The organism is Methyloversatilis sp. (genome assembly GCF_030696805.1).
In the GTDB taxonomy this organism is placed as follows: Bacteria; Pseudomonadota; Gammaproteobacteria; order Burkholderiales; family Rhodocyclaceae; genus Methyloversatilis.
Genome location: NZ_JAUYRO010000085.1, coordinates 1 through 18,303 on the forward strand (window position 1 = coordinate 1; position 18,303 = coordinate 18,303).

General features: G+C 64.7%; 15 protein-coding genes and 1 pseudogene. 8 read left to right on the top strand and 8 right to left on the bottom strand.

All coding sequences use genetic code 11. The features are described 5' to 3' along the window. Positions 1-15: 15 nt before the first annotated feature. Together Q8R75_RS13320 and Q8R75_RS13325 are read right to left on the bottom strand one after the other, a co-directional pair. Positions 16-900 (bottom strand): annotated as a pseudogene (locus tag Q8R75_RS13320) (phosphoribulokinase). A gap of 10 nt (positions 901-910) precedes the next feature. Further along, positions 911-2,005 (bottom strand): class 1 fructose-bisphosphatase, encoded by a 1,095-nt coding sequence (locus Q8R75_RS13325; protein ID WP_069038369.1) that lies wholly within the window; start codon positions 2,003-2,005, stop codon positions 911-913. A gap of 437 nt (positions 2,006-2,442) precedes the next feature. Between Q8R75_RS13325 and Q8R75_RS13330 the strand changes: the two genes are divergently transcribed. After that, on the top strand, positions 2,443-3,363 hold the full coding sequence (locus Q8R75_RS13330) for a LysR family transcriptional regulator (protein WP_257092497.1): 921 nt from the start codon (positions 2,443-2,445) through the stop codon (positions 3,361-3,363). A 21-nt stretch (positions 3,364-3,384) separates the two neighbouring features. Here Q8R75_RS13330 and Q8R75_RS13335 read toward each other — a convergent pair whose 3' ends face one another. Next, on the bottom strand, positions 3,385-4,185 hold the full coding sequence (locus Q8R75_RS13335; protein WP_257092499.1) for an inositol monophosphatase: 801 nt from the start codon (positions 4,183-4,185) through the stop codon (positions 3,385-3,387). Positions 4,186-4,189: 4 nt separating this feature from the next. After that, positions 4,190-4,747 (bottom strand): thioredoxin family protein, encoded by a 558-nt coding sequence (locus Q8R75_RS13340; protein WP_257092500.1) that lies wholly within the window; start codon positions 4,745-4,747, stop codon positions 4,190-4,192. 74 nt (positions 4,748-4,821) lie between these two features. On the opposite strand from Q8R75_RS13340, the gene Q8R75_RS13345 reads away from it, so the two are divergent. The 6 genes from Q8R75_RS13345 (at position 4,822) to Q8R75_RS13370 (ending at position 11,781) form a co-directional block, all read left to right on the top strand. Further along, positions 4,822-5,544 carry a 16S rRNA (uracil(1498)-N(3))-methyltransferase gene (locus Q8R75_RS13345; RefSeq protein ID WP_305625964.1) on the top strand — a complete coding sequence of 241 codons (723 nt, stop codon included), beginning with the start codon at positions 4,822-4,824 and terminating at the stop codon, positions 5,542-5,544. Then, positions 5,544-7,028, top strand: a complete 1,485-nt coding sequence (gene pap, locus Q8R75_RS13350) for a polyphosphate:AMP phosphotransferase (protein ID WP_305625963.1) — start codon at positions 5,544-5,546, stop codon at positions 7,026-7,028. The genes Q8R75_RS13345 and pap overlap by 1 nt, the downstream gene beginning before the upstream one ends. Positions 7,029-7,083: 55 nt before the next feature. Beyond that, positions 7,084-8,406, top strand: coding sequence for an amino-acid N-acetyltransferase (argA, locus tag Q8R75_RS13355; RefSeq protein WP_257092504.1), 1,323 nt, complete (start codon positions 7,084-7,086; stop codon positions 8,404-8,406). A 24-nt stretch (positions 8,407-8,430) separates the two neighbouring features. Then, the gene (locus tag Q8R75_RS13360) at positions 8,431-10,494 is read left to right on the top strand and encodes a sensor domain-containing diguanylate cyclase (protein WP_305625962.1); all 2,064 of its coding nucleotides are present in this window, start codon (positions 8,431-8,433) and stop codon (positions 10,492-10,494) included. Positions 10,495-10,561: 67 nt separating this feature from the next. Then, entirely contained in the window at positions 10,562-10,834 is a 273-nt protein-coding gene (locus tag Q8R75_RS13365) for an oxidative damage protection protein (protein ID WP_069038364.1), read from the top strand. 71 nt (positions 10,835-10,905) lie between these two features. Beyond that, a complete protein-coding gene (locus tag Q8R75_RS13370; RefSeq protein WP_305613639.1) occupies positions 10,906-11,781 on the top strand; it encodes a tetratricopeptide repeat protein in 876 nt (291 codons plus the stop codon). Positions 11,782-11,924: 143 nt separating this feature from the next. On the opposite strand, the gene Q8R75_RS13375 is transcribed toward Q8R75_RS13370, so the two are convergent. The 4 genes from Q8R75_RS13375 to Q8R75_RS13390 form a co-directional block, all read right to left on the bottom strand. Further along, positions 11,925-12,998 (bottom strand): serine protease, encoded by a 1,074-nt coding sequence (locus Q8R75_RS13375; protein ID WP_305613638.1) that lies wholly within the window; start codon positions 12,996-12,998, stop codon positions 11,925-11,927. Positions 12,999-13,096: 98 nt separating this feature from the next. Then, entirely contained in the window at positions 13,097-13,675 is a 579-nt protein-coding gene (locus Q8R75_RS13380; RefSeq protein ID WP_305613637.1) for a flavin reductase family protein, read from the bottom strand. A gap of 3 nt (positions 13,676-13,678) precedes the next feature. After that, positions 13,679-15,454 (bottom strand): glutamine--tRNA ligase/YqeY domain fusion protein, encoded by a 1,776-nt coding sequence (locus tag Q8R75_RS13385; RefSeq protein WP_305613636.1) that lies wholly within the window; start codon positions 15,452-15,454, stop codon positions 13,679-13,681. Between the two features lie 160 nt (positions 15,455-15,614). Continuing rightward, positions 15,615-16,034 carry a SoxR reducing system RseC family protein gene (locus tag Q8R75_RS13390; protein WP_305613635.1) on the bottom strand — a complete coding sequence of 140 codons (420 nt, stop codon included), beginning with the start codon at positions 16,032-16,034 and terminating at the stop codon, positions 15,615-15,617. 556 nt (positions 16,035-16,590) lie between these two features. Between Q8R75_RS13390 and nifA the strand changes: the two genes are divergently transcribed. Then, positions 16,591-18,264 (top strand): nif-specific transcriptional activator NifA, encoded by a 1,674-nt coding sequence (nifA, locus tag Q8R75_RS13395; protein WP_305613634.1) that lies wholly within the window; start codon positions 16,591-16,593, stop codon positions 18,262-18,264. Positions 18,265-18,303 lie beyond the last annotated feature (39 nt).

Genomic DNA, 18,303 nt, shown 5'->3' on the forward strand with positions numbered 1-18,303 from the left:
CTCGGTGACGATAACTCAATAGCGGGCTCGCGCCTTGCGCCCATTTTCCACCAGCCGCAGGATCAGCGGCGTGAAAATGAGCTGCATGGCCAGTTCGATCTTGCCGCCCGGAATCACAAGGGTGTTGGCTCGCGACATGAAATAGCCATGCAGCATGCACAGCAGGTACTGTCAATCGATGCCGCGCGTAGTGGCGAAGCGGATCACCACCATTGACTCTTCCGGTGTCGGGATGGCGCGTGCGATGAAGGGGTTCGAGGTGTCGACCATCGGTACCCGCTGGAAATTGATGTGCGTGTTCTCGAACTGCGAACAGATGAAGTGCACGTATTCCGGCATGCGGCGCAGGATGGTGTCGGTCACGGCTTCGGTCGTGTAACCGCGCTGCTCGCGATCGCGGTGCAGCTTCTGTATCCACTCCAGGTTGATGATGGGTACGACGCCGATGCGCAGGTCGGCATGCTGTCCGACATCGATGCGGTCGGTTTTCACTGCCCCATGCAGGCCTTCGTAAAACAGGATGTCGGTGCCGGGCGGAATATCCTCCCAGGGCGTGAATGTTCCTGGCGGCTGACCAAAGGGTGCGGCTTCCTTGTCGTTGTGCAGATAGGCGCGAGTGCGCCCGGTTCCTTCGGCGCCATACTGCCGGAACAGGGCCTCAAGCTCTTCGAACAGGTTGGCATCCGGGCCGAAATGACTGAAATGTTCATTTCCGGCAGCCGCTTCGCGCGCCATGACGACCTTCATCTCCTCCCGGTCGTAACGATGAAAGGCGTCGCCTTCGACAATGACCGGATTGACCCCTTCGCGCCGGAAGATGTGCTGGAAGGTTCGCGTGACAGTGCTGGTGCCGGCGCCCGATGACCCGGTGATGGCGATGACAGGATGGCGTACCGACATCCGTCAGTCCTCAGAGCGTGGAAAACAGGCCACGGATATTGAAAAGTGGCGAAGTGTATTCACGGTCCAGTCCCTGGTCATTTTCGTGGTGATACTGGGCAATGCGACGCACTTCTTCGCTTGACCCGAAGATCAGTGGCGTGCGCATCTGCAGGCTGCGCGGCGGCAGTTCAAGGATCCGGGTGCGGCCGTTTGTTGCTTCGCCACCCGCCTGTTCGATCAGGAAGGCGATCGGATTGGCTTCGTACATCAGCGAAATACGGCCCGGCGGCTGCGACGGCATGGTGTCGGCCGGATACATGATGACGCCCCCGCGCGTCAGTACGCGATGGGTTTCAGCCACCAGCGAGGCGATCCAGCGCATGTTGAAGTCGGTGTTGCGCGGGCCTGTCTGGCCAGCCAGACACTCCTCGACATAGCGTTTGACCGGCGGTTCCCAGAAGCGCGATTTCGATGCATTGATCGCAAATTCGTTGGTTTGCGCAGGAATGCGCATCTTCGGATGGGTCAGGATGAAGGCGCCGATGTCGCGGTCAAGTGTGAATCCGTCAACGCCTTCGCCGGTGGTCAGCACCAGCATGGTCGAAGGGCCGTACAGCGCATAGCCGGCGCACACCTGTTCTGTTCCGGGCTGCAGAAAGTCCGACAACTGCGGCTCGGCGCCCGGGTTGGGCGCGTGCAGAACCGAAAAAAGCGTGCCGACCGTCAGATTCACGTCGATGTTGTTGCTGCAGTCCAACGCATCGAACAGCAACAGGTATTTGCCTCGCGGCGACTGTTCCGGCGTCGGGATGAAGCCGTCCAGACCGTCCGGTGCAAGCGCCGCAAGATGACCGCCCCATTCGCATTCGCGCTGCATCGCCTCGTTTGCGATGGTGTCGAGCTTCTGCGTGACGTCGCCTGCCAGATTGATGGCGGCGCCGCTGCCAATCGCCTCGAAGCTGCCGAGCGAGCCGACCAGTGCGCCCTTGTTAACATTGTTGGCGATGATTTTCACCGCCGTCGCAACCGCGTTCAACAGACTCGAAAAGATCCCGCTGGCTTGCGGGTGTCTCTGCTGGGCCTCGATGGTGTAACGCGTGAGGGTTTTGCGCCCTTCGATCATGGCAACCTCCTTCGCAACCGGTGTCGATTTATCCTAGCTGTCGTCCGCCGTGCTGTCACATCGGCTTGTCGCGCTCCGGCAGGGCGCCGTGACGGCAAATGATGTGCTGCAACCATGGAACGGTATGTTCCACGGCAAGCAACACAGTGTGCGAACGCAAAAAAATACCCCGGACTCTTGCGAGCCGGGGTATGAATCCACAAACAAGGTTGTGGAGGAGGAGCCTGGGTCACCTGTCGATTCTTGTTGAGTAGACAGGCTTTGACGCTAAAATCGAGAGCTTCCGAAAACACGCCGTACCTTTGTCGCGCTTTGTTTTCGACCGCTGTTGCAGTGCAATATATCTGGAATCTGCTGTGGTTCAAAATAAGTTGTTTTGATACGATCCATTAAATTTCCTGATACCGATTGATATGACAACTCAGTGGACACGAGGGGTGTCGCTTCGCCAGCTGCGGATTTTCGAAGCGGTCGCCCGCCTCGGATCGATTTCGCGCGCTGCCGAAGAGCTGCATCTGACACAACCCGCAGTCTCGATGCAGGTGAAGGCGCTCGACGGCCTGATCGGGCTGCCGCTGATCGAAACCCTGGGCAAGAAGCTGCGGGTGACCGATGTCGGCATGGAAATCGCCCGTCACGCACGTGCCATCGAACACCAGTTGGCCGAGGCGGAAGCCGCGCTCGCGCAGATGGCGAGCGGTCACGCCGGACTGGTGTCGGTTGGCGTGGTCAGCACTGCGAAGTACATCGCGCCGAAGCTTCTGATGGCTTTCCGCGAGCGCTTTCCGGACGTGCAGGTCCGCATTTCGCTGCACAACCGCGACGACATCTTCCGCCAGTTGGAAGACAACCTGATCGACCTCGCCATCATGGGGCGCCCGCCGGCTGCGCTGGGGTGCGAGGCGCATGTGTTCGCAGAGCATCCGCTGTCCATCCTCGCTTGCGAAGGTCACCCGCTGACCGGCAGCGGCATGGCCAGCGCGGAAGATCTGGGGCGTGAAGCCTTCCTGATCCGCGAGCGCGGATCAGGCACACGGGTGACCCAGGAAAGCTTTTTGATCGAACATGGCATCCGCCCGACCGAAATCATCGAGCTGCCCAGCAACGAGATCATCAAACAGGCCGCAATTGCGGGAATGGGGCTGGCGTTCCTGTCGGAGCACACCTGCCAGCTCGAACTGCGGACCGGCGTGCTACGCCGGATCGCTGCACCGGGTACGCCGGTGATCCGCAACTGGCATGTGGTCTATCGCGACCGCAAGAATCTGCTGCCGGCCGCGCAGGCGCTGCGCGACTTCCTGCTGGCAAAGGGCGGTGGTCTGGTCAATGCACAGGTGACGTCCGCACAGCCGGCGTGAGGCCGGATTTGCCTGTGCAGCTCAGCGCGCGCCGTGCGCGTTGAGCCAGTCCATCCATTCCCGATACAGCGCCGCGTTGGCGCCGACGACGACCGGAGTCTTGCGGCCGGGTGACATGTCCAGCGGTTCGCCGTCGAGCATCGAGCACTGCGCGCCGGCTTCGGCGGCAATCAGGGTGCCGGCGGCGAAATCCCACATCATCTGGCCGCCGTGCAGATAGACATCCAGTCGTGCCGCCGCGACAAAGCACCACTCGAGTGCGCTGGAACCGAAGTTGCGCTGCGAATAGAACGGCGACTGCGTGGCGAGCGCATCGGCCAGCGGCTTGGGAATGCGCTTGAAATCGACGCCGGCGACCGCGTCCAGCAGGTGGCGGGCCGGCGTGCGCAGCGGCAGCGCCGTGCCGTTCAGGAAGGCGCCGCCTCCTTCTTCAGCGTAGAAGGCCTCGTCGGTCATCGGGTTGTACACCACTCCATAGCGCGTCCGGCCTTCGGCGATGTAGGCGATCGCCACGCCGAAGAACGGGATGCCGTTGACAAAGTTCGTCGTGCCGTCGATCGGATCGATGCACCAGATGCCGTCCTGGCCTTCGTGCCACAGACGCAACTGCAGCGATTCCGGCATTTCTTCGCCCAGTACCGGGCGATCGATGATGCGCGGCAAGCGTTCGATCAGCGCTTCCTGCGCCGCCAGATCGACCACCGTGAACAGGCTGCCGTCGTCCTTGGTGTTGCGTTGCGCCGTCAGGAAGTGCGGCATGATGACTTCGCGCGCCACATTGCGCGCGGTGTCGACGATCTGGATGAGGGTCGGTGAGCTCATGGATTCAGTCCTGACGCCATTTGATGGAACAGCCGATGCCCGGCGTCTGCTCGCGCGGACCTTCGCCGGTCAGTGCCACGAGGCGCATGGCCTCGAACAGGTCGCGCCGCGTGTCCGGCGGTGCCGCTTCCTTGCGGGAGGCGTCGAAGCGACCGCGGTATTGCAGCTGCAATGCGCTGTTGTAGCCGAAGAAATCCGGCGTGCACACGGCGCCATAGGCGCGTGCCACCGATTGGTCGGCGTCCAGCAGATACCGAAAGGAGAACGCCCTGTCGCGCGCCAGCGCGCTCATGGCGTCAGGGCCATCCTGCGGATACTGGTCGATGTCGTTCGACATGACGGCCACTGCGCCGACGCCGAGCGCCTGCAACTCGCGCACCGTCACCACCAGCCGTGGCAGTATTGCCTGAACATACGGGCAGTGGTTGCAGATGAACATCACCAGCAGACCGGCCGGTCCGCACAACGTGTCCGGCGAATGCTGGCGGCCGTCGGCGTCGCGCAACCGGAAGTCCGGCGCTGCCAGACCGAAGTCACAGACAGGTGTCGAAGTGCTGACCATCATGCTTCCATGGGTTTGCCCGCCCTGGCGGAGCGCGGGTCGTGATCCTCTCGCAGTGCACCAATGATAATACGATGAATCCTCGCTTTTTCTGCCCTCTGCCTGACGAACCCGTCGGCGTGCTCGCGCTGCCGGCTGCAGTCGCCCACCATGTTGAACGTGTGCTGCGCCTGTCGGCCGGCGACCCGCTGACCCTGTTCGACGGTCGCGGTTTCGAAGTCGAAGCCCGACTGGAAGGCAAGGGGCGCGACCTGCGCGCGGTACTCGGCGAGCGTCGTGCGCCAGTGCGGGAGCCGACGCTGCGGATCACGCTGATGCAGTGCCTGGCGGCGTCGGACAAGATGGACTGGATCGTGCAGAAAGCGGTCGAACTCGGTGTTGCGCGCGTGCAGCCGGTGAGCTGCCGGCGCGCGGTCGTGCGCCTGGCCGGCGATCGTGCCCAGCGCCGGATCGAACACTGGCACCAGATTGCGGTGGCTGCCTGTGAACAGTGCGGTCGCAACGTCGTGCCCGAGGTGCTGCCGCTGCTTTCCTTCGAGCAGGCGGTCGCGCGTGCCGACGGGCAGCGCCTGCTGCTGCATCCGGAAGGTGGGGTGCCGTTGCGCGAGGCTAGCCTGAAAGCCGATCAGCTGATCAGCGTGCTGATCGGTCCGGAAGGTGGTTTCGACCACGACGAACTGCAGGCCGCGCGCGGCAGCGGGTTCGCCGCGCTCACACTTGGCCCGCGCGTGCTGCGCACCGAAACTGCCGGGGTCGCCGCGGTGGCTGCGCTCAACGTCCTGATCGGAGATTTCTGATGTTCGATTCGCTGCCCCCGTTCGAAGCGATGGATGAAGACCGGTTCGATAGGGCGGTCGCGCGGCTGCGCGCCGACCTGCTCGATGCGCAGTACTCGATCCTGGAGCAGGCACGCACGCCGGTCATCCTGCTGATCGCCGGCGTGGCGGGCGCCGGCCGCGGCGTGGTGGTCAACACGTTGAACGAGTGGATGGACCCGCGTCATATCCGCACCAGTGCGTTCGGGGCGCGCGACGAAGCCGCACGCCTGCGACCCCACATGTGGCGTTTCTGGCAGGCATTGCCGTCGCGCGGGCGCACCGCCATCATGTTCGATGCGTGGTACAGCGAAACCATCCGTGACCGCGTCGACCGCCGCATCAAGCGGCCGGCGTTCGGCCGCACCCTGCAGTCGATACGCCGTTTCGAGCACATGCTGGCGATGGAAGACGCGGTGGTGCTCAAGTTCTGGCTGCATCTGGACGCCGACACCCAGCGTGCCCGCTTCAAGACGCTCGAAAAGGACGCGGCAACGCGCTGGCGCGTCACGTCGGAGGACTGGCACGAACACCGTCGTCACCGCAGGCTGTGCAAGGTGGCGGAAGAGGCGATCCGCGAGACGGACGACCCGCATGCGCCGTGGCACCTGATCGACGCACGGGACACCCGTCTGTGCGAATTGGCGGTCGGTCGCGTCGTGCTGCGCGCGTTGCGTGCCACGCTGGCAGGGCGTCCGCCGCGACCGGCGCCGTTGCCGCCGCCTTCGATGGCGGTGGCCGAGGCGCCGGCGGCACCGGTCAGCGAAGCAGCGGCCCCGTCGAAGCCGATGACCAAGGCGCACTACCAGCCTGCGCTGGAAGCCCTGCAGGGGCGGTTGAACCTGTTGCTGCGCCAGCCGGCTTTTGAAGATCGCGCGCTCGTGCTGGTGTTCGAAGGCATGGATGCAGCGGGCAAGGGCGGTGCGATCCGTCGCATCACCCATGCACTCGACGCGCGGTATTACCGCGTGCATCCGGTGGCGGCGCCGTCCGAACATGAGCGCAAGTACCCCTGGTTGTGGCGCTTCTGGCGCGATGTGCCGCGCAACGGCCGGGCGGCACTGTTCGACCGCTCGTGGTACGGCCGGGTGCTGGTCGAGCGGGTCGAAGGCTTTGCCGAGCCGGATGACTGGGCGCGCGCCTACGACGAAATCAACGCCTTCGAGCAGGAATGGGTGGCGCATGGCGCCATCGTCTGCAAGTTCTGGCTCGACGTCAGCCCCGACGAACAGCTGAAGCGCTTCAAAGAGCGCAGTCGTACCCGATTCAAGCGTTTCAAGATCACGCCGGATGACTGGCGAAACCGTGAAAAGTGGCCGGCCTATCTGCCGGCGGTGCGCGACATGCTGGCGCGCACGCACACCGAGGCGGCGCCGTGGGCGTTGATCGGCTCGGACGACAAGTACCGCGCCCGCCTCGACATCCTGCAGACCGTCTGCGACCGTCTTGAATCCGCGATCGGCTGAGCGTTCCGGCGGGCCGCGCTCGGATAGAATCGGGAACTTACCGGACGGAACCTGAATGCACGCTGATCCCGATTCACCGCGCTTCGTCGCCTGGGTGCGCAGCGCAGCACCCTATATCCATGCCTTCGGCGGCCGAACCTTCGTGGTCGCGGTCGGCGGCGAGGTGCTGAAGAGCCCGTTCGCCAATTCGCTGGTGCAGGACTGCAACCTGCTTGCCGCGCTCGGCATCAAGCTGGTGCTGGTGGTCGGGGCGCGCCCGCAGATTGAGGAAGAACTGGCGGCACGCGGCCTGGAGCCCCGTTATCACAATGGTTTGCGGGTGACCGACGCGCCGGCCATGGACTGCGTGAAACGCGCCAACGGCGCCATCCGCATCGATGTCGAGGCGCTGTTTTCGCAGGGGCTGCCCAATACGCCGATGGCCGGCAGCACGATCGAGGTGGCGTCGGGCAACTTCCTGACAGCGCGTCCGGTGGGCGTGGTGGATGGCATCGACCACGGCTACACCGGGGCCGTGCGCAAGGTCGACGTCGAGGCGCTGAATGACGCGCTGGTCGACAGCGATATCGTGCTGATGCAGCCCTACGGCTATTCGCTGACCGGCGAGGTGTTCAACCTGTGCATGGAAGAAGTGGCCGAATCGGTTGCCATCGGCCTGCAGGCGACGAAGCTGATCTATCTGTGCGACGCGCCGGGCATCGTCGATGAAGCCGGAGAGCTGGTGCCGGAACTCACCGCTGACGAAGCATCGCAATGGCTGAAGGCAGGTCGCGGCATCACCGAAGACCTGGGCCTCTACCTGCCGCGGGCGATCCGTGCGGTGAAGATGGGAGTGGCGCGGGCGCACATGATAGATCGCGACCTCGATGGCGCGCTGCTGCTCGAATTCTTCACCACGCAAGGCGTCGGCAGCGTCATTTCCCGCGAACGGCTTGCGCTTATGCGCAATGCGCGCATGGACGATGTGCCGGCAGTGGCCGGCCTGATCGCGCCGATGGAAGCGGATGGCACGCTGGTCAGTCGCGGCCGCGAACGGCTCGAACGCGAGATCGATCGCTTCAGCGTGCTCGAACACGACGAAGTCATCATGGGCTGTGCCGCCTTCTACCCGTATGCGGAAGAAGAAATGGCCGAACTCGCCTGTCTCGCGGTCATGCCCGAGTACCGTCGCCACGGCTATGGTGAACAGATACTCAGCTTTGTCGAGGCGCGGGCTCGGGCCGAACGCATGAAACGCCTGTTCGTGCTCACTACCGTGACGGCACACTGGTTCGTCGAGCGTGGTTTCGTAGAAGCCGGCATCGATGTACTGCCGCGCTTGAAGCGCGAGAGCTACAACCCGCAGCGTCGCAGCAAGGTTCTGGTGAAGGTGCTCTGATGACGCGGCCGCCGCTCCACTGACATGAAACCGGCCCTGCTCGCGCGCATCGGCACACTGAAGGCACGCCTCATCGGGTCGGGGGTAGTGCTGGGCCTGCTGCTGATCCTGGGGCTCGGGCTCACCCACCACCTTCTGGCCGGTCATCTGATTTCGCAGGAAGATGCGCGCATCGATGCGCTGGCCACAGACATGCAGACCCGGCTGGGTGAAATTGTCATGCATGATCAGGCGCGGCTGGCAGCCGAGGCGGGTGCATTGCGCCGGCTGGGTGGCCTGGGTTACATCGAAGTGCGTGATGCCGCGGGGCGCGTTCTGGTGGCGGACGGTGGGCCGGCCGTACTCGGAGCGCCGCATGAGGATCTGCGTGCCGCGCTGGCTGCCGGGCGCAGCCGCCACGACTTCCGCGTCGAACTGCGGTCGGCCGACGCCAGCGCGCCGGTCGGCGTCGCGCGCGCCAGTGCGAGGCTGGTTCGTCTCGAGGCGGCACTTGGCACCTTGCGGACGTCGATGCTGCTTCTGGGCATACTGATTCTGTCGCTGCATGTGGCGCTGACCCGCTGGGTGCTGGGCGGTGTGCTCGATGGTGTGACCGCGATCGAAACGCGCGCCATCGCGCTGCGCCGGGCCGAGGTCGTCAATCCGCTTCCGGTGGTCGGCGACGATGCGCTGGCGCGTCTGACCCGCGCCTTCAACCAGATGGTTCAGGCGCTCGATGAGCGGGTCATGGCGCTGCGCAAGAGTGAATCGCGCTTTCATGCCATCGCCGATTTCACCTTTGGCGTCGAGGCCTGGTTCGGGCCGCAGGGTCGCCTGATCTGGGTCAATCGTTCGATCGAACGGGTGACCGGCCACAGCCCGCTGGACTGCCTGCTGAGCGAAAATCTCGCAGGCATGCTCGTCCATGAGAAGGATCGCAAGATCTTCGCCACCCGCGCGCGGGAGGCGCTGGCCGGCGCCAGTGGGGAAAACTTCGAAGTGCGTCTGCTGCGCCGCGATGGTGGTGTGGTGTGGGTGTCGCTGAACTGGCAGCCGATCTACGATGAGGCAGGTGTTTGCCTGGGCGTGCGGGTGTCGGCCGATGACATCCAGAGCCGCAAGGAAGCCGAACTGAAACTGCTCGACACGGTGACCGCACTGCGCCGCGAACAGGGCCTGCGCGATTACTACCTCACGCGCAGCGAGGAAGAGCGCTCACGCCTTGAGGCGCTGCTCGACCTGATCAAGCTGGGCGTGCTGTTCGTTGATCGCGACGGGCGCGCACAGCACGCAAACCGGATGCTGAAGCTAATCTGGGGCATGGCGCCGGACGAAAACCTCTCCGGCATGCGGGACAGCGTGCTGATCGAACGCACCGCGCCATTGCGTGCGGACGAAGAGGGCTACCGAGAGCGCATGGCACAGATTCTTGCCACGCGACTGCCGACCGAGCCGCTGGACATCCTGCTGCGCGACGGCCGCATCATCCGTGAACAGTCGGCGCTGGTGCCGTCAGCCACGCCCGGGCGTTTCCTCGGTCGGGTGTGGATCTACGAAGACGTCACGGCCGAGCGGCGTGCAGCCGAGGCGCTGGTACAGATGGCAGAACGCGACCCGCTGACCAATCTTTACAATCGCCGCCGTTTCCATGAAGAGCTCGAACGCATGATTGCAGACGCCAGCCGGCGTCACACGCAACTCGGCCTGCTGCTGTTCGATCTTGATGGCTTCAAGCCGGTCAACGACCGGCACGGCCATCAGGCCGGCGATCAGGTGCTGATGAAGCTGGCGCGCGAGGTCGGCGCGGTCGTGCGGCGGAACGAAATCTTCTTCCGGCTCGGCGGTGACGAGTTCGGTGTGCTCGCTCCGGACACCGACGAGCAGGCCATCACCGGTCTGGCGCGACGCATCGGCGAACGTGTGTCGGGCATGGCTTTCGAATTTGGCGGCGAGCGTGCCTATGTGACCGTGAGTACGGGCATCGGCATTTACCCTGTTCATGCGTCCACCGGCGAAGCCTTGCTGGGCGCGGCGGACGCTGCGATGTACGCGGCCAAGAACGATGGCAAGAATGCTTTCCGGATGTACGAACGCCGCCATGGCACCTGACGATCGCCGCAGTTCTCGAGCGGCTGGAACGCCTTTTCTGCCCCTCACTTTTTGAAGGAGTTACACGATGGCACGCATGGTCAATTGCATCAAACTGGGTCGCGAGGCGGAAGGTCTGGACTTCCCGCCGGTGCCCGGCCCGCTCGGCGCCCGGATTTTCGAGTCGGTATCCAAGGAGGCCTGGCAGCAATGGGTGAAGTACCAGACCATGCTGATCAACGAAAACCGACTCAGCCTGATGGACGTGCGGGCGCGCAAATATCTTGCCGAGCAGATGGAAAAGCACTTCTTCGGCGAAGGCGCTGACGGTGTATCGGGATACGTGCCGCCTGCTGCCTGATTTGATGTGCACAGGCCTGCGCCACAGTAATTCACGGCAAGTCCTTGCCTCGTCATGCTAATTTCGCGCCGATGAATGTTTCCACCCGCACCTCCGGCATCCTGCAGGGCACTCGCGGCTGCCCCTACTGCATGAGCCGGAACACCAAGGACTCCAGCTGGAAGAACCCGGCCGAGAAGGCGGGACGCTTCTGGCTGCGTCCGGTGCGCTGCCGCAACTGCCACAAGCGTTTCGTGCGCTTCCGCCGCGTGCCGCTGGCTGCGTTCGCGGGCCTGGTGCTTCTGAGCATTTCCGCCCTTGTGGTCATCACCGTGCAGAGCGCGGGCTCGCGCATTCCGAGTGAGCACGAGAGGAAGCTGGCCGAGCTCGATCCACGTGACGTCGCCCGTATCCGTGCCGAAGCAGGCAGTTCGCTGGCGCAGTTCGAGTACGCGATGCTGCTGTCGCAGGGCGGAACCGGCGAACGCGAAGATCTGGTCGAAGCGATCAAGTGGTTTGAAAAGGCTGCGGAGCAGGGGCACGCCCAGGCGCAGTACGAACTGGCGCAGGTCTACAAGCTCGGTCGCGGCACGCTGCAGGACTACGAGGCGGCCGCCAGATGGTTCGTGGAGGCGGCGCGCAAGGGGCATGTCGCAGCGCAGTACCACATGGGACGCCTGCACCGCATCGGCGAAGGCGTGGATCTCGATCTCATTCGGGCCTACGCCTGGTTCAACCGCGCCGCCGCGCTCGGACATGGCGCTGCGCGCGGGGCACGTGACGAAATTGCTGCTTCGCTCAAACCGGAGCAGGTGGAAACGGCGCAAAAACTTTCGCGTGATCTGCTCTCGGCACCCACTACAGAACCAACCGCCTCCGGCCCCGCGCCGGCTGACCTATCCGCCGGCGCGGGGCCGGAGGGGTCGTCGGACACCGGACGGGTCATCGGCGTTACGGCCAAGCCCTAGGTCGAAGCTGACCGCGCAGGAAGAGCACGGCACAGCTGATGCCACGGGGTGACCACATCACAACCGATCCCCGCGAAGCGTGCAGGTTCATCGCAAATCAAAGCGCATCCTGCAGTCGCGCCGCACCCCCGTTGCAACAGCGGTCAGCACGTATCGAGTCGCGGACAGCCGGGGCTGTTGGCGGGCGCCGGCGGTATGCCACCGTTTTCGAGGGCCTTGTCGAGCCGGCCGGCAAGATCGGTATCGGCCAGCGCCAGTTCATTGCGGATATGTGTGGCCTCGCCGCTGCGGCCGATCCGCGACAGCGCGAGTGCGGTGTGAAAGAGTATTTGCGGGTGTCCCGGCGACAATGCATTCGCGTTTTGCAGCGCGGCCAGTGCCTCCGCGTGTCGATCGAGGCGCGACAGCGCAACGCCTGACTGATGCCAGGCGTCGGCATTGTCCGGCTGTGCCTGTGTCCATTCGTTTGCCAGTTCGGCGGCTGCTTGCCAGCGCGCCTGCGTGCCCATGCGTGCCACGCGCAGGAACCACGGCTGCGCAGGGTCCGGTTGCTCCCAGATGGCCAGACCGTCTATCGGTGCCACGTCGCTCTCGGGCAGAGTGCGGACACGACGGATCATCTCGGCCGGCATGGCGAAATAGCCGCCGGCGTGGCCGGACGCGAGAAACGTGGTGATGCCCATCAACCTGCCGCGGGCGTCGAACAACCCGCCGCCGCTGCCGCCCAGCGCGAAGCCGCTCGATGTTTCGATCACCGCCATGCCGTCATGCGGATGCGTTGTGGCCACTCGCCCGGGCGCGAAAAAGGCTTCGATTCCACCCGAGTAGCCGTAGTAGAAGGACTTCTCGCCTGCCTTCACCGATGCCGCATCGCGCAGCTCGGCCACGCGCAGCGGCATCGGTCCGGTACGCAGCAGGCACAGGTCGTTGGCCATGTCAGCCTTCTGTCCGAAAACCGGATACACCAGCGCTCCCTTGGCGACTTCGACGCGCACCGCCTGGCGTGTGACGTGGCAATTGGTGATGACCTCATTTTCCGCCACCACGACGCCCGAACCGAAGTAGCCCTTGCCGGCTGCGTTGAGCACGCGCACCTGCACGACGCTGATCGACAGGCCCGTATAGAAGGCCGAGCCGAATTCTTCCGCCACCTCGTTCGCCGTGGCGGCAGAAGACAGGCCCAGACAGCAGGCGAGCAGGGCAGACAGACGGATCATGGGCGGCCTCGCAACGGGTGACGGTGGAATGGCGGATCATCGAACCGCCGTCATGGGAACGCCTCGATCACGGAAAAGTTCGCGCGGCCGTCAAGCCGTCAGTCGCCGTCGCCGTCCGTCATCGGGCCGGTCACGAAAAAGGCGCCGCCGGCCACATGGTGGAGGGTGCGCAGCGCATCGTGTTCCGGGCTGAAATGCCAGCGTCCGGCGCTGAACACACGACTGTCGGCCCGCGCCGCGACCACCTCGCCGATGAACAGGTCGTACTGGCTCTGGATGTGGTTTTCGGGGACGACGCGACATTCCAGCCAGGCCACGCAGCCCGCGATCAGCGGTGCCGCCACCGTGTCGCCGGTGAAGGTCGAGATATCGAGGGCGGCGAACTTGTCCCGGTCGCGGCCGGAATCGCTGCCGACCGCCACGGTGAGCGCACGCTGCGCCTGCGTCGGCACATTGATCGCGAACTCGCCCGAGGCGTCGATCAGCTCGCGCGTGAAGGTCGATTTGTCGATCACCACCAGCAGCTTGGGCGGGTCGAAATCGAGCGGCATGCACCAGGCCGCCGCCATCACGTTGCGTCGCGCGCCGTGCGCGCTGCTCACCAGCACAGTCGGGCCGTGATTCAGCAGGCGGTAAGCCTTTGCAAGCTCCACCGGTTCGACAGTTGATACGGGCATGCGCTATTTTCCCCAGCTGTCCTTCAGCGTCACCGCGCGATTGAACACAGGCAGGCCCGGCGCGGAATCCTTGCGGTCGGCGACGAAGTAGCCGTGGCGTTCGAACTGGAACCGGTCATCCGGAGCGGCAGTGGCGAGCCCCGGTTCGACGATGGCCTGCACCGACTTCACCGAGTCGACGTTCATCACGGTCAGGAAGTCGCGGCCGCCGGCGTCCGGGTGCGCTTCGGTGAATAACCGGTCGTACAGCCGGACTTCGGCCGTCACGCCGTCCAGTGCGCCGACCCAGGTGATGACGCCCTTCACCTTGACGCTGTCGGCTCCCGGGGTGCCGCTCTTCGTGTCCGGCACGATGGTCGCCAGCACGGCGGTGATGCGGCCGTCAGCGTCCTTTTCGCAGCCGGTGCATTCGATCACGTAGCCGTACTTCAGCCGTGTGCGGTTGCCCGGAAACAGGCGGTGGTATCCCTTGGGCGCCTCTTCCATGAAGTCTTCACGCTCGATCCACACTTCGCGCGCCAGGTTGAAGCTGCGTTGCCCGTGTTCGGGATGGTGCGGATGCACCGGTGCGGAGCAGGCTTCGCTTTCGCGACCGGCGAACAGCGCGTCCCAGTTGGTGAGCTTGAGCTTCACCGGATCGAGCACCGCCATCGCGCGCGCGGCGCGGCCATCGAGGTCGTCGCGCAGTGCGCCTTCCAGCGTGGAGTAGTCGATCCACGAATCGGCCTTCGACACGCCGATGCGTTCGGCGAACAGCTGTATGGCCGCCGGCGTGTAGCCGCGACGGCGCAGGCCGACGAGGGTGGGCATGCGCGGGTCGTCCCAGCCGCTGACATGCCCTTCGGTCACCAGCTGCATCAGCTTGCGCTTGCTGGTGACCACATAAGTGAGGTTCAGGCGGGCGAATTCGTACTGCTTCGGCAGCGGATGCGCGAGCAGGCCACCTTCGGCCAGACGTTCCAGCACCCAGTCATAGAACGGCCGCTGGTCTTCGAATTCCAGCGTGCAGATCGAGTGGGTGATGCCTTCAAGCGCGTCTTCCAGCGGGTGGGCGTAGGTGTACATCGGGTAGATGCACCAGGTGTCGCCGGTGTTGTGGTGATGCGCGCGCTTGATGCGGTAGATGGCCGGATCGCGCAGATTGATGTTCGGGCTGGCCATGTCGATCTTCGCGCGCAGCACCATCGCACCGTCGGCGTGCCGGCCGTCGCGCATGGCGCGGAACAGCGCCAGCGACTCCTCGCGCGGCCGGTCGCGCCAGGGCGACGCCTTGCCTGGCTCGGTCAGCGTGCCGCGACTGGCGCGCATTTCGTCCGGCGTCTGCTCATCCATATACGCGTGACCGGCTTCGATGAGGTATTCCGCTGCGCGGTACATGAAGTCGAAGTAGTCGCTGGCGAAATACAGGTGCGAGGCGCCGTAGGCGTTCCAGCCGAAGCCCAGCCACTGCACCGAATCCTTGATCGATTCGACGTATTCGACGCTTTCCTTCTCGGGATTGGTGTCGTCGAAACGCATGTGGCACACGCCGTCGTAGTCGCGCGCCAGGCCGAAATTCAGACAGATCGATTTGGCGTGGCCGATATGCAGGTAGCCATTGGGTTCGGGCGGGAAGCGGGTGCGGATCTTCGCCGGGTCGGGCTCGCCCGCGGCGTGGTGGGCAGCATCGCCCGGGCTGCGCGCCCAGCGGCGGCTGGCGTAGGTGTGCGCACCGAGATCCTTCTCGATGACGGCGCGCAGGAAATTCGAAGCGGGAGCAACGGAACTGCGATCTGACATGGTGTCCGGGTCTGAAAGTGACGGTCAGGACGAATTCTATCCGGTCGCTGTCGTGCCCGACGGCAGGCAGGCAATTTCAGTCGCGACATGTCAGCGGCTGACAGCTGCGACACGATCCAGTCTCTTTGCGTACAGGTGGCGTGCGGTCGGCCTCGTCCGCTCAGGTCGTGCCGCCGCCCTGACAGACCTGGGGCTGAAGATGGGTTCGCCAGTGGCGGGCCAGCACGCGCGAGCCGAGGTGACCGGAAAACAGCCCGCTGCTGCCACACAGCACGATGGCCATGTCGGGCAGTACGAGTGCGCTGCCGGCTGCAACGCCGGCGAGCAGGCCGCCCAGCGGCAGCAGGTAGGCTGCCGCGATGGCACGCATCGTCGCTCCGTCGGCGATCATGACCGACACCCGGTCGCCGGTGCGCAGCCGGCTCGCCAGATCGGCGGCAACCTCGATCTGATGCGTGCTGCCATCGCCGGTGCCGCAGGCCGCCTTCGACCGGCAGCCACCGCAGGCTTCCGGGGCATCGACGGCGACGGTGAGGTGGTTGCCGTCGATGGCGACGATCCGTGTTGGCTGCGCTTTCATGTCCTGCTCCGGCCTGTGCATTGAGATCGACTCTGCAAACGTCGTGCCATTTCCCGATCCGCTGCGGTACTTCGGCGTCGAGCCAGCCGGACACGGCGATTGTGGCCTGGCCGGATGTCCTGCGGCGGTTATGTCGCGTGTGACAGGGTTTGTCGGCTTTGCAGCATCAGCGACAGCCCGCGCACGCACTGTTTTGGCATGGCGCTGCACCAACCCGGACTGCATGGGCGACTGGCTGAACCTCAGACGAGTGAGGTCGCGCTCGCTGACCACACGCAAACGGCGTCGTGCCGGCATTCATGCGTTCGGCGGCGGTTGTGCGTGATAACCCTGCTCCGGGTACGGGCTTTGCTTGGTGGTATCCGGGCGGAGACAAATGCGGGCCAACCTACCATCTGGAGCAGGCCGCCGGACGGTCGCCAGCGTTGGCGACAAGGTCGCTCGCCCGCTTTTCCCCAACATAACAAGACCTCCAGGGGCCACTGCATAGTCGGAACCCGACACGACCCCACGGGCGTCGTATCGGTTTTCCGGACCAACCGCCGGGGGCTGCATCATGGGTGCGAATGGAGCCGAGCTGAATGCTCGTGCGAATGTAGAACTGGTGACGGTCTACGAGATCAGCAAGATCCTGAGCTCGTCGCTGGACGTCACCAACACGCTGCGCGAGGCACTCAACGTACTCGCGCATCATCTCGATTTCCGGCGCGCAATGATCGCGCTGGCCGACGAGGACGGCGAATCGCTGAGCCTCGCGGCGGCCGTCGGGCTGAGCGCCAAGGAGTGGGCGAGCGGACGCTATCGGGCGGGTGAAGGGATACTCGGGCGTATCTACCGATCGGGTTCGCCCATGGTGGTGCCCGACATATCGGTCGAACCGCTGTTCCTGAACCGCACTGGTGCGCTGGATGAAGCCGATGGCCACACGATCGCCTTCATCGGCGTGCCGATACGCGGCAGCAGCGAAGCCCTCGGCGTGCTGTGCGTGGATCGTGCCGTGACGCCGCGGGGCAGTTTCAGCAGCGATGTTCGCGTGCTGACCATGGCGGCCAATCTGGTGGGCCAATCGGTGGCGCTGCGCCGCGTCGTCCATGACGAACATGAACGCCTGCTGAACCAGGCCAAGCTGGCGCGGCGGGAAACGCGCGGCCGCTTCAAGCTGGACAACGTGGTCGGCGCCTCGCCCCGCATGCAGGAGGTGTTTGCCGAAGCGCACCAGGTGGCGCCGTCGCGCGCCACCGTCCTGTTGCGCGGCGAGAGCGGAACCGGCAAGGAAGTCATTGCGCGGGCGATCCATGAATTGTCGACCCGCAAGGGCGGGCCGTTCATCAAGCTGAACTGCGCGGCACTGTCCGAATCGCTGCTCGAGTCGGAACTGTTCGGCCACGAAAAGGGTTCGTTTACCGGCGCCAGCGCCGAACGCAAGGGGCGCTTCGAACTGGCCGACGGCGGCACGCTGTTCCTTGACGAGATCGGCGACATATCGCCGGCGTTCCAGACCAAGTTGCTGCGCGTGCTGCAGGAGCGCGAATTCGAGCGGGTCGGTGGCTCGCGTCCGATCAAGGTCGATGTGCGGCTGGTCTGCGCCACCAACCGCAATCTGGAAAAGATGGTGGCCGCCGGTACCTTCCGCGCCGATCTGTACTTCCGGATCAACGTGGTGAGCATCTTCCTGCCGTCGCTGCGCGAACGGCGCGAGGACATTCCGGCGCTGACCCGGCACTTTCTCGAACGCTTCAATCGCGAGAACGATCGCACCATGAAGCTGGCGCCGAGCGGACAGACGGTGATGATGAAGTGCTACTGGCCGGGCAATGTGCGCGAACTGGAGAACTGCATCGAGCGCACCGCGACGATGGCGCATCACGACTCGATCGAGGCGTCGGACTTTCCCTGTTCGGCGAACCGCTGCCTCACGCAGGTGCTGCATTTCGTCAAGAAGGATGACGCGGTGTCGCCGGTGCTGGTGAGCGCAGCGCTGCATCATCCGGACGATGCGTCCGAAGACGATGCGGCGCTGGTTGCCGAGGCGCCGGCACGCGTCGATGCCGGCGCCTTGGCAGCGCGGCCGGCCGATGACGACAAACCGCAGGGCGAGCGCGAACGGTTGGTGTGGGCGATGGAGCAATGCGGCTGGGTGCAGGCCAAGGCGGCCCGACTGCTCAACATCACGCCGCGCCAGATGGGCTATGCACTGAAGAAGTACGACATCGAAGTCAGGCGCTTCTAGCTTGTGATGACATCCAGTCGTGGCGCGCGCCACGACTGG

What these genes read in the sequence shown, in the direction of transcription:
- Q8R75_RS13380 (WP_305613637.1), bottom strand. Translation starts at nt 13,675, where the DNA reads ATGCCCGTATCAACTGTCGAACCGGTGGAGCTTGCAAAGGCTTACCGC.
- pap (WP_305625963.1), top strand. Translation starts at nt 5,544, where the DNA reads ATGTTCGATTCGCTGCCCCCGTTCGAAGCGATGGATGAAGACCGGTTC.
- Q8R75_RS13325 (WP_069038369.1), bottom strand. Translation starts at nt 2,005, where the DNA reads ATGATCGAAGGGCGCAAAACCCTCACGCGTTACACCATCGAGGCCCAG.
- Q8R75_RS13340 (WP_257092500.1), bottom strand. Translation starts at nt 4,747, where the DNA reads ATGGTCAGCACTTCGACACCTGTCTGTGACTTCGGTCTGGCAGCGCCG.
- Q8R75_RS13345 (WP_305625964.1), top strand. Translation starts at nt 4,822, where the DNA reads ATGAATCCTCGCTTTTTCTGCCCTCTGCCTGACGAACCCGTCGGCGTG.
- Q8R75_RS13390 (WP_305613635.1), bottom strand. Translation starts at nt 16,034, where the DNA reads ATGAAAGCGCAGCCAACACGGATCGTCGCCATCGACGGCAACCACCTC.
- Q8R75_RS13365 (WP_069038364.1), top strand. Translation starts at nt 10,562, where the DNA reads ATGGCACGCATGGTCAATTGCATCAAACTGGGTCGCGAGGCGGAAGGT.
- argA (WP_257092504.1), top strand. Translation starts at nt 7,084, where the DNA reads ATGCACGCTGATCCCGATTCACCGCGCTTCGTCGCCTGGGTGCGCAGC.
- Q8R75_RS13385 (WP_305613636.1), bottom strand. Translation starts at nt 15,454, where the DNA reads ATGTCAGATCGCAGTTCCGTTGCTCCCGCTTCGAATTTCCTGCGCGCC.
- Q8R75_RS13375 (WP_305613638.1), bottom strand. Translation starts at nt 12,998, where the DNA reads ATGATCCGTCTGTCTGCCCTGCTCGCCTGCTGTCTGGGCCTGTCTTCT.
- nifA (WP_305613634.1), top strand. Translation starts at nt 16,591, where the DNA reads ATGGGTGCGAATGGAGCCGAGCTGAATGCTCGTGCGAATGTAGAACTG.
- Q8R75_RS13335 (WP_257092499.1), bottom strand. Translation starts at nt 4,185, where the DNA reads ATGAGCTCACCGACCCTCATCCAGATCGTCGACACCGCGCGCAATGTG.
- Q8R75_RS13360 (WP_305625962.1), top strand. Translation starts at nt 8,431, where the DNA reads ATGAAACCGGCCCTGCTCGCGCGCATCGGCACACTGAAGGCACGCCTC.
- Q8R75_RS13370 (WP_305613639.1), top strand. Translation starts at nt 10,906, where the DNA reads ATGAATGTTTCCACCCGCACCTCCGGCATCCTGCAGGGCACTCGCGGC.